Raw genomic sequence first — 14807 nt, 5'->3', positions numbered from 1 at the left:
AAATGTAGAGAAAAGAAAGTCACAAATCATGAAAACCTTTGTTAACCTTAAGAATTGAACAAGTTCAGACTTTTGCCCTTTTACTCCTTTGTTTTTCACCCCAAATAATCTATATTTGTTATTAATGAACGACGAACAGCTATTCCTGCTCATCCAGAAGGCCAAAGATAAAGATCAGAAGGCCCAGACTAAACTCATCAATATTTTTTGGGTAGATGTTTTCTCTTTTGTCATGAAAAAGGTAAGAGATGAAAATGATGCGGATGAAATTACCGTGAATGTTTTTTCAAAAGTACTGTCGAAACTGGATATGTTTGATCCTCATTTTCAGTTTAAAACCTGGATATTGACCATTGCCCAGAATACCGTTATTGATTTCTGGAGAAAGAAGAATCGTGATAATGAAGATGCTGTTGAAAACCTTGATGAGGTCAAAAACCAGTATGCAAAATCTCCTGAAGAACTTCTCATTTCTGAAGAAGAACAAAAGAAAATCATCAAAACCATAGAATCTCTGGATGCTAACTATCAGGATATTATCAAGCTGAGATTTTTTGAAGAAAAAAGCATCAAAGAAATTGCTGATGAACTGGGAATTTCTGTTGCCAACACCAAAGTAAGGGTAATGCGGGCCAAAAAAGTCTTAGCAGAACTCCTGAAAAATAACGAATTTGATGATCATTAAGCTAAAATTCAATATATACTATTCAATAGAAACGGATTTTAACCCGTTTACTAAAAATACAAATTCAAAATTGGCTTTAGCCAAAACTTAAAAATAAACCTCTTCTTTTGTTTTCGGAAGAACTATTTTTTGCTGCTTTTCCTGATTTCTGTTCTGCAGATTAATCTTCAGCCCTTTTTTAATATAAATTTCTTTTAAAGATTTACCATATTCAGCAGTATTTTCTACCTCTTTTGAATAGTTCAGATGCCCTGTTGAGAGGTTGAAATCTACATCTTTCCAGTAATCTCCCGGTCTTCCCGAAGTAGAGGAGGTTCCTATAAGTTCAAAATGCCCGTTCTGAAATCTGTATTTGTCTGTAACATCCCATTTCCAGCTGCTTCCACCGTTTTGAGAAATGATCAGAATACCTTTTTCTATTTTAGTTTCTCTGTAAGGATCACCCATCATGCCTCCACCATTGCTTTCCATAACAGCATTTCTGGATTTTTCAAGAACGGTCCATGTGCCACCTGCCTTTTTCAGAATCTGAATTTCACGGATGTTTCCCATATCTGTGGTGTCCTTTGTATTGTAAATAATTACTTTTTCAGGAATTTTATCTCCATCAAGATCTCCATCTACTGTTTCAATGATTGTAGAACCTGTGGGTTGAAATTGTTTTTGGGCAAGACAAAATGTTCCGCATATTGCGAATAAAAGGAAGAATATTTTTTTCATAAGAATATTTTGAAGAGATAAATATACAAATGAAATTTCGAATTATAAGTTTCATCAATATATCCGGTTGATGGTTTCCATTAAAAAATCCTTAACTTTGAACTTCAATTTTAGAAATGGAAAATTCAGTTCAAGACACTACCGTTCAAAAACCAAAATGGATCCGCGTAAAACTTCCTACCGGAAAGAATTACAGAGAGCTGAGAACTTTGGTTGATAAATATAAATTAAATACCATTTGCCAAAGCGGAAGCTGCCCGAACATGGGAGAATGTTGGGGTGAAGGTACAGCTACTTTCATGATTTTAGGAAATATCTGTACAAGAAGCTGTGGATTCTGTGGTGTAAAAACAGGAAAACCACTTGATGTAAACTGGGATGAACCTGAAAAAGTAGCAAGATCCATCAAATTAATGAAGATCAAACATGCCGTTCTTACTTCTGTAGACCGTGATGATCTGAAAGATATGGGTTCTATTCTTTGGGGAGAAACAGTGAATGCTGTCAGAAGAATTTCTCCGGGAACGACAATGGAAACTTTGATTCCGGACTTCCAGGGACTTACAAAACACCTTGACAGATTAGTAGATGTAGCTCCTGAAGTGATCTCTCACAACATGGAAACTGTAAAACGTCTGACCAGAGAAGTAAGAATTCAGGCTAAATATGAAAGAAGCCTTGAAGTATTAAGATACCTGAAAGAAGCCGGACAAAGAAGAACCAAAACAGGAGTAATGCTTGGATTAGGGGAAACTAAAGATGAGGTTTTCCAGACGATCGAAGATATCAGAAATGCCAATGTAGATGTGATTACACTTGGACAATATCTGCAGCCAACTAAAAAACATCTTCCGGTAAAGAAATTTATCACTCCTGAAGAATTTGATGAATTCGGGGATTTTGCAAGAAGCTTAGGTTTCAGACACGTTGAAAGTTCTCCTCTTGTAAGAAGTTCTTACCACGCAGAAAAACATATTCATTAAAAATACAAACCGTTCAGCAATGAACGGTTTTTTGTTTGTTAGGGATCAGGTAGCAGATTACAGGTGACAGGTATCAGCTGTGAGGAATTAGCCTGTGAGGGATTAGCTAATGAATGTGGCAATCTTTACAATAACGGCTGCCATCATTCCCATCCTTTGAAGGGGTGGCAAAAATTCAAAGAATTTTTGACGGGGTGGTTCATAACACTCATCAAAGCCTACTTAACAAGTCGTATCCTTTTTAATCACTCCAATCCTCCCATTAATTTCAATCGGTCTGAAATGTTTCTTCTTAAACTCAGAAGGCGTTTCTCCTGTATGCTGTTTGAAAAGTTTATTAAAATAAGAAAGACTTTCAAAGCCCACCTGAAAACAAACTTCTGTCACAGACTGATCTTTCAGCAGGAATATTTTAGCCTGATTAATCCTGTAATTGTTGACAAAATCTGTAAACGTCATATTCGTCTGCTTTTTAAAATACCGGCAGAAAGCAGGAGTACTCAAACTGACAACCTTGGCTACTTCGTTTACGTTGGGTTTTCTGTCGTAATTTTCATGGATATAATCGTAGATGGTTCCCATTCTGATTTTATCATTCAAAAACCATTTAATTCTGGTATCATCTTTATTAAGTTCTTTTACTTCAGTAGAATCGGCCAGGATTTGTAGTATTTCAATCAATCCCATCAGGGATTCAAAAGAGCCTTTATTTTTAATAATCTGTAGTTTTTCAATAACAGTATTTTTGGTTTCTCCGGAGAATGAGAGCCCAAGATATGAACGTTCTAAAAGGGTTTTAATATTTTCAAATTCAGGAACAGGAAGGATGATATCCTGAAGGAAACTTTCCCGCATCTGCAATACAAGCTGCTTGCATTCGGTCTGAATCCCATAATCAAAATTAAGATGGGGAACATTGGAACCAATCAGCAAAAGATCACTGTCTGTAAAACCTGAAATATTTTTTCCCACATGCCGGATTCCATTCACCGCTTCTACATAGACCAGTTCAATTTCCGGATGATAATGCCAGAAAAAACAGTTTTTCAGAGAAGGAGCAAATAGTTTAAACGATTTCCCTTTTTCAAACTCGATAATTTCTTTCTGGATCTTCATTTTGTTCTTATTTGATTGTTTCTGAATTTAAAATTAAGTAAAAAGGTTAATACGGAGCAAATTTTTATCATTCAAAGAGGTGTGAAATTCAAACTTTCTTTCGATTTTTGCACTTTCAAAATAAAGATACTCAAGTGATCCTTTAATTTGAACAGAATTAATTCAGAAAAAGATTTAGATACAATGAAGATTGATAAAAGAATAATACCACTGGCTATCGGTGGTTTAGGGATAGGAACTACGGAATTTACCGTCATGGGACTGTTGCCGGATATCGCAAAAACATTACAGATTACCATTCCTCAAGCCGGACATTTAATTTCTGCTTATGCCATGGGAGTGGTTATCGGAGCTCCAATTTTGATTGGATATTCCGTAAAGTTTCCACCGAAAAAAGTGCTAATGGCTTTTATGATCCTTTTTACATTATTTAATGGGCTTTCTGCTATTGCTCCCGGGTACAATAGTATGTTGGTTATCCGCTTTATGTCCGGACTTCCTCACGGAGCATTCTTCGGTGTAGGAACAGTAGTCGCTTCAAGAATGGCCGGAAAAGGAAAAGAAGCATTTTATATATCCATGATGTTTACAGGGCTCACGGTTGCCAATCTGGCAATGGTACCTCTGGTCACCTATATCGGACACACTTTCCACTGGAGGCTGTACTTTGCTATAGTAGCAGTGATTGGGCTTTTTGCCATCTTATTTTTAAAACTATGGCTTCCTGCAATGGAATCCAATCAGAATACCCATTTCATGGAAGAGTTGAAATTTCTTAAAAATAAACAATCGTGGCTGGTATTGGCCATTACAGCGATAGGATTTGGAGGATTGTTCACATGGTTAAGTTATATTACCCCTTTAATGACCGTAGTTGCGGGAATCAAAAGCAGCCAAATGGCTTACGTAATGGTTCTTGCCGGAGCGGGGATGGTTGTTGGAAACCTGGTTGGAGGTATTGTTTCAGATAAATTGGGCCCGGAAAAAACCTGCGCTCTTCTGATTTTCCTGATGATGATCTCTCTTGGAGGTGTTTTCTTCCTTGCAGAGTATAAAAATATAGCTCTGGTACTGACATTTATGTGTGGTGCTCTATCCATGTCTATTGCTTCACCTATCAATATTATGATGATGAAAGCTGCCCCAAGAAGTGAAATGATGGCTGCCGCTTTTATGCAGGCAGGTTTTAATATTGCCAATGCAATGGGAGCTTTCCTTGGTGGAATTCCTCTAGAATACGGCTACTCATTCAATTATCCATCATTGGTAGGAGTAGGGATGACTTTTATTGGAGTGGTTATCAGTGTAAGATATATGTATCTGTACGGCTCAAAAACTCAAAATGAAGAAGAAGTAGCCGCTGAATGTGTATCATGTGATAAATAAAAAATGTAATTAATTCATTTAAACATACAAAAAAGCCTGTTTCACACTGAAACAGGCTTTTTTTATAACATAAGTTTTTACGCCTCTACTTCATCTCCGTTTTTGCACCAATAGAGGGCATTATATAAATTTTCTTTGGGGAAAGATTTAAACTCTCCCGGCATCAGAACACTGAAAACACTGGTGAAATTGCGTATTCCTTCTTTATCCGTAACAATAGCTGAACGATTCCAGTTCGTAAGATTTTTCAATCCTAACAACAAATCTTCAAGCCATGCGCCCACAGTAAAATTATCCAGATCGGTATCCAAATACAATAAATAATTCAGTTCACCGAATTGCTCTACCTTCTCTTTTACACGCGGAATTACCAGTCTTTCAAAATCCTCTTTCGTTACTTCTCCCGTTGCATTAAATGCTGCAACATTCTCCGGAGCTTCTGGAATAATTGTTATCATAAAAAATATTTTTTGGTGGTTTGAGTTTATAATAACAACAATAATTACACCATTATTTGGTGAATAATTGTTAAAAAAGGTATAAATATTGTTATTTTAAATGTAAAATAGTAATATGAATCTAAAATCAAATGAACCTTTTTGGCTTTTAAAAAATGGATTGTTAGCATCTTACCCTTCTCTAAAGTCGAATGAAGAGTGCGATGTTCTAATTATAGGAGGTGGTATTACAGGAAGCCTTATTGCTCATCAGATGATAGAAGACGGCTATAAAACAATTCTTATTGATAAAAGAGAACTCTGTAACGGAAGCACTTCTGCTACAACTTCAATGCTGCAGTATGAAATAGATGTTCCCCTCTATGAACTGATAGAAAAAATAGGAGAGAAAGGTGCTGTCTTAAGTTATAAAGCCTGTAGCAATGCTATTGATATAATAGAAAAACTGACAAAAATAATAGGATCTAAAGCAGGTTTCAAAAAAAAGAAATCACTGTATTTTGCTTCAAAAAAGAAAGATGCAGAATGGCTGAAGAAAGAATATGAGGCCAGAAAACAAAGTGGATTTGAAGTAGAATGGCTGGAATCAGAGGATATTTTTGAAAAATTTGAATTTGAAAATACCTACGACGGAATTTTATCAGAACAAGGAGCAAGTATTGATGCTTTTCAGTTTGCGCATGAGATGTTCATGTATAATGTGAAGAAAGGACTGAAGATATTTGATAAGACTGAAATGGTAAAAGTAGAGGAGCACAGGGGATTTAATGTGATTACTGTAGACAGTGGATTTGAGATTAAAGCAAAAAAAATTATTTACTGTATAGGCTACGAAAGTAAAAATCTGCTGAAAGAAAGCTTTGTCAACCTGAAAAGTACCTATGCGGTAGTTTCTGAAATAGATGAAGAGAAGTTCAAAAATATCAGCAGCACCTTAGTATGGAATACCGATGATCCTTATCTCTACATGAGAACTACCGATGATGGAAGACTTCTGATTGGAGGAGGCGATGAAGATTTTTATGATGCAGAAAAACGTGATGCAATACTCCATAAAAAAGAAAACGAGATTCTCAAGAACTTAAACAAAATAAAACCTGATTATCATTTTTATACAGATTTTGTATGGGCAGGAACTTTCGGAGAAACCAAGGATGGTTTACCTTATATCAGCGAACATGAAAATTTTAAAAACTCCTATTTCGTACTGGGCTTTGGGGGAAATGGAATTACTTTTTCAATAACAGGAATGGAAATGGCTTCATTGTTTATGAAAAATAAAAAACATCCACTGTCAAGATATTTTAAGTTTGGAAGATGATTATGTTTTTACCACAATTTTTTTAAATAAGAATAAAGGTTATTTAGATTCCTACGGAATGACAACTGCCTGGATAAATCGTTATTCCAATTGTGTCATTCCGTAGGAATCTAGGTTAAACTCTTTGTTGGATAAAAAAAGGATAAAATAAAAGCGGGCCTCAACCCGCTTACACTACAAACTATACCCATTCTTTTTCGCAAGTTCAAGAATTGAACTCTCAATGGCTTTCCCAAGATCATCAGAATCATCAGTTCCTCTTTTTTTCATTTCGGAATCTATATAAGTCTGGCGTTTTTTGGAAAGTTCCTCTATTTCTTTTTGAATTTTATCACGTGCTGCTGATTTGGCGGCAATTGTTTTTTGAATTTCTTCTTTACTTTTTCCTTTCAACTCCGCTGGAAGTTCACTTTCTTTGACATTGGCGATAAATCCCGCATCTTTTTCAGCTTTATCTACCAGATCCCAGTGGTCATTTTTGTAAGCATTCTTTTTAGATTTGGCAACTGTTCTTTCCACTAAATTGGATGCTGATTGTGCTTCTGCATTCTTATCCTGAGTGATCTGCTTAAGCCGGTATTCCGAACCGTGATTTCCGTAGTAGATATACGTATCATTCAGTTTTGCATTACATTCTGAAATTCTGATATCATAAGGTGTTTCAATATAAAGAACCTTTCTGTCACTGTCGATATTGAAAAACTTTCCACCTCCTAATGAAGCTCCGTTTTGCCAGAAAGTCTGGATTCCTTCCTCCCTGCTTCCACAGAAAATGGTGTTGGTGTAAATATTTTTACCTTTTGCTTTCGAAACAACATCTTTATAATTTATTTTCCCCTGATCAAATGCTTCGTTACCTGCAATGTAAATCAGCTTCATACTTTTTTCATTTCCGTCCCAGTTGAGGTTGGCAGAGGCATCCCGAATGACAGCACCACAATATTCACTACCACCGTTGGTTCTTAAGGCAAACAGCTTTTCAGAAACCAGGTCGAGATCCTGAGTAAGAGGAGTGACCTGACGGATGTAGTTTTCATCACGGATTCCGTCATTGCCATATTCATAAAGGGCAATTTCAATCTCAGGAGCCTTTCCGTTGTACTTAAGAGTGGTCAACGTATTCACAATATTCCAGAGTCTGGATTTTGCCTGATCAATCAATCCGTCCATACTATTGGAAGTATCCAGTAAAAGAGCGACCTGAATTTTATTATCCTTTACCGTTGAGTTTACCGGAATCAATGTCGTTTTTTCTACGGGTAATTTATTGTCAATATTATTATTAGAGCGGTTATCCGGAATATTACCGGAGCTTAAGAAAGTTGTACCTGCTGCAAGTGCTAAGATTTTTAAAGTTGTCATATTGTTATTTTTTTATAAGTTATAATTAGGGAATAGTGTTTCGTTGTTTATTATTTTGAGTTCCTAGAAGTAAAATTATCTCTATTTAAGGCTGGAAATCGGGAAACTTGGTGAAACAGAAGTTTGACTTGGTGGATGACAAAATAAGGAAGGCTCTGATTATATGTTTAGTGTGATAGTACTAATCTAATGTGTAATTTCAATACTGTCGGAATTGTCAGGCTGAGCGGAGTCGAAGCTTTTACCATTAATCATATTTTAATAGATCGGTATGTATTGTCTTCAGTCGGAAAACCAATAACCTAATAGTACAAAACAAAAAAGCTGCCCCAAAGGCAGCTTTCTTAAATCTGTTATTTTAAAGGATTTCATATTTTGTTTTGATGCTGTATTTCAGCTTGATGTTTTCGATATTATCAAAAGAAAAATCTACCGGAGCATCAGCCATTTCCAACTGAATATTGCTTGCTCTTCCTTTGTAAGCTACCGGCATGATCATATCGCTGGTGTAATCTTCTATTTCTACAATTTCAAGAGCATTTCCAGTTTTTTTACCCATGCTTTCCAATAAGTAGTCTGCTTTTTCTTTAGCGGCTTTCAAAGCATTGATCTTAACTGCTTTTCTGAAATCTGCAATTTTAGTATTCTTTACTTCTGCAATGTTCAGGCTGCTTACCCATTTTTGATTCAGATCTTCAAAGATTTTGCTAAGGCTTGATTTTGTACTGGCTTTAAACTGATAGTTCTTAGAAAACCTAGCTGTCTTAGAATAGATATTCTGGTACATGGATTTGAACTTGATATCCTCGTTCTTTACTCCTGCGTTTTTTAAAATATCAAATAACTTCTTTTCATTATCTGCCAGATCGTTTTTATTATCAGCTTTTATCCCGATGCTGAAGATAATTTCATCCGGTTCTACTTCCATTTCGGCAACACCTGTAACTTCAATTGCGTTTTTCTTTACTTCCTGAGCATTTACAAAGCTTCCAAGGGTTAAAATTCCGATTAATAAAAAATGTTTCAATTTCATAATTTCCTGTTTTAAATTTTTAATTCTGATGTAAAATTACACTGACTGGAAACCAGATTCCGGGAGACTTGGTGAAATGGAGTTTTCACTTGGTGAATAGTTTTTGAGCAGACTATATATATGTATATCTTTGTTTTATGAAAATGCTTAAACTCTTTACGACCTTTTTACTTGTGCTTTTGGGAAATATAATCTATTCCCAAACCACTACTAACAGCACTGCTGCTGTGGAAGAAGTACAGGTAGAAACGAAGAAGCTGAAAAAAGCAATGGACAAGAAAAATGAACCTGCCCAGGCGGATTCTTATTATAATATCGGAGAAACATTTTTCAATGGCGGAAACTTTGCGAAAAGTGAAGAATATTATACAAAAGCCAAAAAGCTGTATGAAAAGCTTAACGACAAACCCAATATTGAAAAAGCTACCCGAAGATTAGCCCAGTCACAGGAAAAGCAGAATAAAATAACGCCTGCGATCAGCAATTACAGCATGGCAGCGCAAGTGAGTTACAGTGAAAAAAGCAAAGCTGTCAATGCTAATGATGTGGCAAGACTTTCTTCTCCCACACCGGAGCTTAAAGCAGAAGCCATCCAGAATAATATCAATCTGACCAAAAAAGAAAACGAACAAGGCGATCTTGCAGAAAGTTACAGCCAGCTTGCAGATGTTAATTTGAAACAGAAAGACGTTTCCAGCGCCGAAGAAAACCTGAATACAGCCTATAAAATTTCTAAAAAAGAAGCTCCTCAGCAAGCCCTTGCCATTAATCAGAAACTGGCAGATCTTTATGTGGAAAATAAGAATTTTGAAAAAGCTATTGAAGCCAAAAAGAAAGTTCTGAAGGAGGATTTTGTGAAAGAAAATTCTCAGGAAAAAGTCAACCAGATTCAGGAATTGGCTGATATCTATATTAAAAAGAATGATCCTAAAGAAGCTGTGGACCTTTTGAAAAATGCCTACGGAATTGCTTTGGACAAAGGTCATACGCTGGAAGCACAGAGAAGTGTAAAAAAACTGGATAGCCTTTATGCGATTTCAGGAAATGTGGATGCTTCAGTTCAATTGTACAGAGATTTTTTGGGAAAACTTCCGAATCTTGTTTCCAAAGATAGAAGTCTTGTTGATAATAAAATTCTGGAAGACACAGAACAGCGAATCTCACAGCTGGAAAAAGAAAAAGAACTTAAAGACGAGCTTATACGAAAGAAAAATGTGTTTAATTATGGACTGATCGGAGCTTTGATTCTGTTGACAGGATTAATCATTTTCATTTTCAGAACCCTGAAAAAGGTTCAGACTAAAAATAAGAAAATTGCCCTTCAGTCGTTGCGTCGTGAGATGAATCCTCATTTTATCTTTAACAGTTTGAATAGTGTCAACCACTTTATAGCAACCAATAATGAACTGGAAGCCAATCAGTATCTTACAAAATTTTCGAAGCTGATGCGTGGTGTAATGGAAAATTCCACTGAAGATTTTATTCCCTTTCAGCAGGAACTGGATCTCCTTCAGAATTATCTTGCCCTTGAGAAAACACGTTTTGCAGATAAATTCGATTATGAAATTGAAGTAGATGAAAGCCTGAATATGCAAAACCTTCATGTTCCCGGAATGCTGATACAGCCGTTTCTGGAAAATGCTGTATGGCACGGACTCCGCTACAGAACTGATAAAGGATTTTTAAAACTAAGCTTTGAAAAAAATGAATCACATCTGAACATCCTTATTGAAGACAACGGAATAGGTATTGAAGAAAGTAAAAAGCAGAAAACCCAGCACCAAAAAACGAGAGAGGGCAGAGGAATGAAAAATACGCTGGAAAGAATTCAGCTTCTGAATGATCTTTACAAAAAAGAGATCACCTGCTCCGTAAAGGATCAGGAAAATAACAGTGGTGTTTTGGTAACCATCCAGATCAATCTGAAGTAATTAAAACTTAGATTGATCTGTGTATTTTATTTGATATATTTTTTCTCCAAAACAGAAAAATTCTTTTTGATATAGTTCAGTTCATAGTGGGCAGGAATGATTTCAGTACCTGAACGGTTAATAAAACCATACGTTCCCGTTATATTTTTTACAAGCGCCAGATCATCGGAATACTCACCGAATTTATTAATCTTGGAATATACAGGCTGGGTGATGATTCTTCCGCTTATATCTGAAATTCCATACGTTCCGGCATTGGTTTTTGTAAGTCTCCAGTTTTTATTGATCTTACTGATATCCTCTCTTTCTGAGATTTTCATCTGTGAAAAAGAAAAACTGAATACACTCATGCAGCAAAGAATTAGAAGTTTTGATTTCATATGATTTTGTCTGGTTTATTAATTTTAATCTCTAAAATAATTCTTTTGCATCTTTCTTGCAATAAAAATGACCAAAAGTATGGTTGGAGAACTTGTGTCGGCAAATTGTAAGGTTGATTAAATATTCCTAATTTGCACCTGCAACCTAATTATCTTCCACCTAAAATCTGATCTGATGAAAATAAAATCTGTAATTGTAGATGATGAGCTCATAGCAAGAGAAGTTTTACGAAGTTATCTTACCAAATACTGTCCGCAAGTGGAAATTTTGGGTGAAGCTGAAAATATTAAAGAAGCTGTTCCATTAATCGCTGAAAAGCGACCTCAGCTGGTATTTCTGGACGTAGAAATGCCTTTTGGAAATGCTTTTGATGTTCTGGAAGCTACCAAAGATTTCTCCTATGAAACTATTTTCATTACAGCATTTTCACAATATTCTTTGCAGGCTTTGAACAAGTCGGCAAGTTATTACATTCTAAAACCTATCGATATTCAGGAACTGATTCTTGCAGTCAATAAAGTGGCTGAAAGTCTTGAGAAAAAAGATGAACTCAACCGAAATAAGATCCTTCTTGAAAACCTGAAATTAAAACCTGAAAAGCAGCAATTGATTTTGCCAACTTTACAAGGGTTTGATGTGGTAAAAACAGAAGATATTGTAAGACTTCAGGCGGATGGAAATTTTACTCAGGTGTATCTTACAGACGGCTCAAAAAAGATGGTATGCCGTTTTCTGAAACATTTTGATGATCTTCTGGAAAATCCGTTTGTGAGGGTTCACCGTTCCCATATTATCAATACAGGTTTTGTAAAATCCTATCATAAAAGTGGAACAGTGATGCTGTCTGACGATACGGAAATTGAGGTTTCAGGAAGCTTTAAAGATAATTTCCTGAAAGTATTTTTATAGAATTTATTGTACCTTAACAGACTTAAGGCATTATTTTTGACGTTTTTATAACAACCACACAAAATCTTTCTGTCATGAAAACTATTCATAAAATTATACTTCCTGTTTCGTTAGGGGCATTGGGGCTTATCGTTTTCAATTCCTATTCTGTAAGGATTCCCAGAGGAGCATCTGCCGTAAAGAATTTTGATCTAAAAAAATACCTGGGCAGATGGTATGAGATCGCTCGTTTTGATTACAGGTTCGAGAAAAATATGGATAATGTTACTGCAGAGTATACAGAGAATCCGGATGGAACAGTTCAGGTCAGAAATAAAGGGTATGATTACGTTAAAAAAGTATGGAACGAATCAATCGGGGAAGCAAAATTTGTAAAAGACCCGACAGAAGCACGTCTTAAAGTTTCATTTTTTAAACCGATATGGGCGGGTTATAACGTCATAGATATTGATGAAGACTATCAGTATGCTCTGGTAGCTGGAAGCAGTTTAAAATATTTATGGATACTTTCCCGTACTCCCAATATTCCTGAAAGTATTCGTCAGCGTTTCATTCAGAAAGCAAAAAAAATCGGCTATAACACCGAAGAACTGATCTGGGTAAAGCATAATTAATAAAAAACAAAATCGCAAAAGGGTCAATTTGTAAATCAGCCATTTTGCGATTTTATCTTTTCATTATTAGCTATTAATGTATTCTTTCCATTCTTCAAAACGGTGATCAATAACCTGTTTCATCAGATCGTAGTTTTCGTAGGTATCTTCGATGTGATAAAATGTCTCATATTCATAGTCACTTTCTTCAGCTTTAGCATCAAAAATATTCACATAATCATCAGCAAATGAGCTGTAGCGGTTACCGAAATCTGTGTCATCTGCATAATAGTCTTTGGCAAAAAGATTTCCCAGTTCATTCAGATCATATTCAGAAAATTTTCCGTCGCAGGTATCCATGACAAACTCTGCCCCGGTCATCTCTCTTCGTTTTACTTTTTCTATTTCTTCTGCAGCATCTTCTTTCAGTTCTTCGGAAATCAGATCGTTATGGATACACCAGTTCAGGAACATTCCTGTATGTGTTGCCCCATTTTTCTGAGGAAGTCCTTCCGGAAAATCACCACCATAATGCCATGAAGCATCATCATATTTAGACATAATTTGTATTGTAGTTTTTGATAATTCAGGCAAAAATAGAAAAAATCAATTTATATTGCCGCTGCCACAGAATTTTCCGTCATTTGCATAGAATTTTTTTCAACAAAAAAACATATGGAAAAAGCTGTTCTGATTACTATCGGTGATGAAATCCTTTCCGGAAATACGGTAGATACCAATTCTAACTTTATTGCTACCGAACTTAAAAACATAGGAATAAAAGTTACTCAGATTCTTACGATCTCAGACGAAATTGAAACCATTAAAAATACATTGAGCACGGCCTTTGAAACTGGCGATTTAGTTATTACAACAGGAGGGCTCGGGCCAACAAGAGATGATAAAACCAAAAAGGCACTGGCTGAATATTTCAATGATGAAATTGCCTTGGATGAGGTAACCTTCAATCATTTGAAAGGCTATATGGAAAGAAGAGGACGGGCAGATATTCTTGAAAGAAACAAAGAACAGGCTTTTGTACCTACCAAATCCATCGTTTTTCAGAATCATTACGGAACGGCACCCTGTATGATGATGGAGCAGGATGGAAAACTATGCTACAGCCTTCCAGGTGTTCCTTATGAAGTGAAACCACTGATTAAGGATCAGATTATTCCTTATTTACAAAAAAGATTCAGTCTTCATTATATCCATACCAGAATTGTTTCTGTAGTGGGAATTCCTGAGAGTATTCTTGCAGACAAGATCGAAGACTGGGAACTGGCACTTCCGGAAAATATTGCATTATCTTATCTTCCGGTAGGAACACGAGTGAAGCTTCGTCTGACGGCTTCCGGTGAGAATGAAGAACAGTTGAAGCAGAGAACGGAAGAAGAAATTCAAAAATTGCTGCCTTTGGTAGAAGGTCACGTCATTGCAGTATCTGAAGATAAAATCGAGAATATTCTGGCAGAAATGCTTACGGAAAGGAATCTGACAATTTCTACAGCAGAGAGTTGTACAGGAGGCGAGCTGGCCAAAATGATCACTTCGGTTTCCGGAAGCTCAAAATATTTTCTGGGCGGAATGGTGGCTTATGCTACAGATAAAAAGATTAAAATTTTAAATGTTTCCAGAGAAACCGTTGATGAGTTCACAGTAGTGAGCGAGCAGGTGGCCCAGGAAATGGCAAAAGGCTGTCAGCAATTGTTTGAAACCCATATTTCCCTTTCTACAACCGGTGTTGCAGGACCTGGAAAAGGAGAAGATGGTAAAGATGTAGGAACGGTTTACTACACGATCAGAATCAATGATCAGGAAGTAACCTCCAAATTATATATGCCTCATCTGGAAAGAGTAGACTTTATGGATTTTGTTTCCCAAAAGGTGATTCAGGATTTGGTAAGCCTTCTTGTAAACAGTTAAATA

General features: G+C 36.1%; 15 protein-coding genes. 8 read left to right on the top strand and 7 right to left on the bottom strand.

All coding sequences use genetic code 11. The features are described 5' to 3' along the window. Positions 1–124 precede the first annotated feature (124 nt). Complete coding sequence (locus tag REB14_RS04045; RefSeq protein ID WP_079240799.1) at positions 125–685, top strand: RNA polymerase sigma factor; 561 nt, start codon at positions 125–127, stop codon at positions 683–685. Between the two features lie 87 nt (positions 686–772). On the opposite strand, the gene REB14_RS04040 is transcribed toward REB14_RS04045, so the two are convergent. Continuing rightward, positions 773–1405 (bottom strand): hypothetical protein, encoded by a 633-nt coding sequence (locus REB14_RS04040; RefSeq protein WP_079240800.1) that lies wholly within the window; start codon positions 1403–1405, stop codon positions 773–775. Positions 1406–1521: 116 nt separating this feature from the next. On the opposite strand from REB14_RS04040, the gene lipA reads away from it, so the two are divergent. After that, the gene (gene lipA, locus REB14_RS04035; RefSeq protein WP_034692098.1) at positions 1522–2388 is read left to right on the top strand and encodes a lipoyl synthase; all 867 of its coding nucleotides are present in this window, start codon (positions 1522–1524) and stop codon (positions 2386–2388) included. A 222-nt stretch (positions 2389–2610) separates the two neighbouring features. Here the strand turns inward: lipA and REB14_RS04030 are convergent, their stop codons facing one another. Beyond that, on the bottom strand, positions 2611–3504 hold the full coding sequence (locus REB14_RS04030) for an AraC family transcriptional regulator (protein WP_079240801.1): 894 nt from the start codon (positions 3502–3504) through the stop codon (positions 2611–2613). 183 nt (positions 3505–3687) lie between these two features. Between REB14_RS04030 and REB14_RS04025 the strand changes: the two genes are divergently transcribed. Next, the gene (locus REB14_RS04025; protein ID WP_079240802.1) at positions 3688–4890 is read left to right on the top strand and encodes an MFS transporter; all 1203 of its coding nucleotides are present in this window, start codon (positions 3688–3690) and stop codon (positions 4888–4890) included. 77 nt (positions 4891–4967) lie between these two features. On the opposite strand, the gene REB14_RS04020 is transcribed toward REB14_RS04025, so the two are convergent. Beyond that, a complete protein-coding gene (locus REB14_RS04020) occupies positions 4968–5348 on the bottom strand; it encodes a SpoIIAA family protein (protein ID WP_079240803.1) in 381 nt (126 codons plus the stop codon). Between the two features lie 115 nt (positions 5349–5463). Between REB14_RS04020 and REB14_RS04015 the strand changes: the two genes are divergently transcribed. Continuing rightward, positions 5464–6669 carry an NAD(P)/FAD-dependent oxidoreductase gene (locus REB14_RS04015; RefSeq protein ID WP_309521564.1) on the top strand — a complete coding sequence of 402 codons (1206 nt, stop codon included), beginning with the start codon at positions 5464–5466 and terminating at the stop codon, positions 6667–6669. A 174-nt stretch (positions 6670–6843) separates the two neighbouring features. Here REB14_RS04015 and REB14_RS04010 read toward each other — a convergent pair whose 3' ends face one another. Beyond that, positions 6844–8031 (bottom strand): VWA domain-containing protein, encoded by a 1188-nt coding sequence (locus REB14_RS04010; protein ID WP_309521563.1) that lies wholly within the window; start codon positions 8029–8031, stop codon positions 6844–6846. Positions 8032–8389: 358 nt separating this feature from the next. Next, entirely contained in the window at positions 8390–9064 is a 675-nt protein-coding gene (locus REB14_RS04005) for an SIMPL domain-containing protein (protein WP_079240806.1), read from the bottom strand. Between the two features lie 137 nt (positions 9065–9201). On the opposite strand from REB14_RS04005, the gene REB14_RS04000 reads away from it, so the two are divergent. After that, complete coding sequence (locus REB14_RS04000; RefSeq protein ID WP_309521562.1) at positions 9202–10995, top strand: tetratricopeptide repeat-containing sensor histidine kinase; 1794 nt, start codon at positions 9202–9204, stop codon at positions 10993–10995. Positions 10996–11021: 26 nt separating this feature from the next. Here REB14_RS04000 and REB14_RS03995 read toward each other — a convergent pair whose 3' ends face one another. After that, a complete protein-coding gene (locus tag REB14_RS03995) occupies positions 11022–11375 on the bottom strand; it encodes a WG repeat-containing protein (RefSeq protein WP_079240808.1) in 354 nt (117 codons plus the stop codon). Between the two features lie 175 nt (positions 11376–11550). Between REB14_RS03995 and REB14_RS03990 the strand changes: the two genes are divergently transcribed. Together REB14_RS03990 and REB14_RS03985 are read left to right on the top strand one after the other, a co-directional pair. Continuing rightward, a complete protein-coding gene (locus REB14_RS03990) occupies positions 11551–12285 on the top strand; it encodes a LytR/AlgR family response regulator transcription factor (protein WP_079240809.1) in 735 nt (244 codons plus the stop codon). Between the two features lie 74 nt (positions 12286–12359). Further along, the gene (locus tag REB14_RS03985; RefSeq protein WP_309521561.1) at positions 12360–12899 is read left to right on the top strand and encodes a lipocalin family protein; all 540 of its coding nucleotides are present in this window, start codon (positions 12360–12362) and stop codon (positions 12897–12899) included. 66 nt (positions 12900–12965) lie between these two features. Here the strand turns inward: REB14_RS03985 and REB14_RS03980 are convergent, their stop codons facing one another. Beyond that, positions 12966–13439, bottom strand: a complete 474-nt coding sequence (locus tag REB14_RS03980) for a DUF7832 domain-containing protein (protein WP_079240811.1) — start codon at positions 13437–13439, stop codon at positions 12966–12968. A 114-nt stretch (positions 13440–13553) separates the two neighbouring features. On the opposite strand from REB14_RS03980, the gene REB14_RS03975 reads away from it, so the two are divergent. Then, positions 13554–14804, top strand: coding sequence for a CinA family nicotinamide mononucleotide deamidase-related protein (locus REB14_RS03975; protein WP_079240812.1), 1251 nt, complete (start codon positions 13554–13556; stop codon positions 14802–14804). Positions 14805–14807: the final 3 nt, after the last annotated feature.

Source organism: Chryseobacterium metallicongregator (assembly GCF_031324065.1).
Taxonomy (GTDB): domain Bacteria; phylum Bacteroidota; class Bacteroidia; order Flavobacteriales; family Weeksellaceae; genus Chryseobacterium; species Chryseobacterium metallicongregator.
This window is presented reverse-complemented; position numbering and strand designations above follow the sequence as displayed.

Excerpts from the sequence above, each read along its gene's own strand:
- REB14_RS03980 (WP_079240811.1), bottom strand. The coding sequence starts at position 13,439 with ATGTCTAAATATGATGATGCTTCATGGCATTATGGTGGTGATTTTCCG.
- REB14_RS04030 (WP_079240801.1), bottom strand. The coding sequence starts at position 3,504 with ATGAAGATCCAGAAAGAAATTATCGAGTTTGAAAAAGGGAAATCGTTT.
- REB14_RS03990 (WP_079240809.1), top strand. The coding sequence starts at position 11,551 with ATGAAAATAAAATCTGTAATTGTAGATGATGAGCTCATAGCAAGAGAA.
- REB14_RS04045 (WP_079240799.1), top strand. The coding sequence starts at position 125 with ATGAACGACGAACAGCTATTCCTGCTCATCCAGAAGGCCAAAGATAAA.
- REB14_RS03995 (WP_079240808.1), bottom strand. The coding sequence starts at position 11,375 with ATGAAATCAAAACTTCTAATTCTTTGCTGCATGAGTGTATTCAGTTTT.
- REB14_RS03985 (WP_309521561.1), top strand. The coding sequence starts at position 12,360 with ATGAAAACTATTCATAAAATTATACTTCCTGTTTCGTTAGGGGCATTG.
- REB14_RS04020 (WP_079240803.1), bottom strand. The coding sequence starts at position 5,348 with ATGATAACAATTATTCCAGAAGCTCCGGAGAATGTTGCAGCATTTAAT.
- REB14_RS04025 (WP_079240802.1), top strand. The coding sequence starts at position 3,688 with ATGAAGATTGATAAAAGAATAATACCACTGGCTATCGGTGGTTTAGGG.
- REB14_RS04040 (WP_079240800.1), bottom strand. The coding sequence starts at position 1,405 with ATGAAAAAAATATTCTTCCTTTTATTCGCAATATGCGGAACATTTTGT.
- REB14_RS04005 (WP_079240806.1), bottom strand. The coding sequence starts at position 9,064 with ATGAAATTGAAACATTTTTTATTAATCGGAATTTTAACCCTTGGAAGC.
- REB14_RS03975 (WP_079240812.1), top strand. The coding sequence starts at position 13,554 with ATGGAAAAAGCTGTTCTGATTACTATCGGTGATGAAATCCTTTCCGGA.
- REB14_RS04015 (WP_309521564.1), top strand. The coding sequence starts at position 5,464 with ATGAATCTAAAATCAAATGAACCTTTTTGGCTTTTAAAAAATGGATTG.
- lipA (WP_034692098.1), top strand. The coding sequence starts at position 1,522 with ATGGAAAATTCAGTTCAAGACACTACCGTTCAAAAACCAAAATGGATC.
- REB14_RS04000 (WP_309521562.1), top strand. The coding sequence starts at position 9,202 with ATGAAAATGCTTAAACTCTTTACGACCTTTTTACTTGTGCTTTTGGGA.
- REB14_RS04010 (WP_309521563.1), bottom strand. The coding sequence starts at position 8,031 with ATGACAACTTTAAAAATCTTAGCACTTGCAGCAGGTACAACTTTCTTA.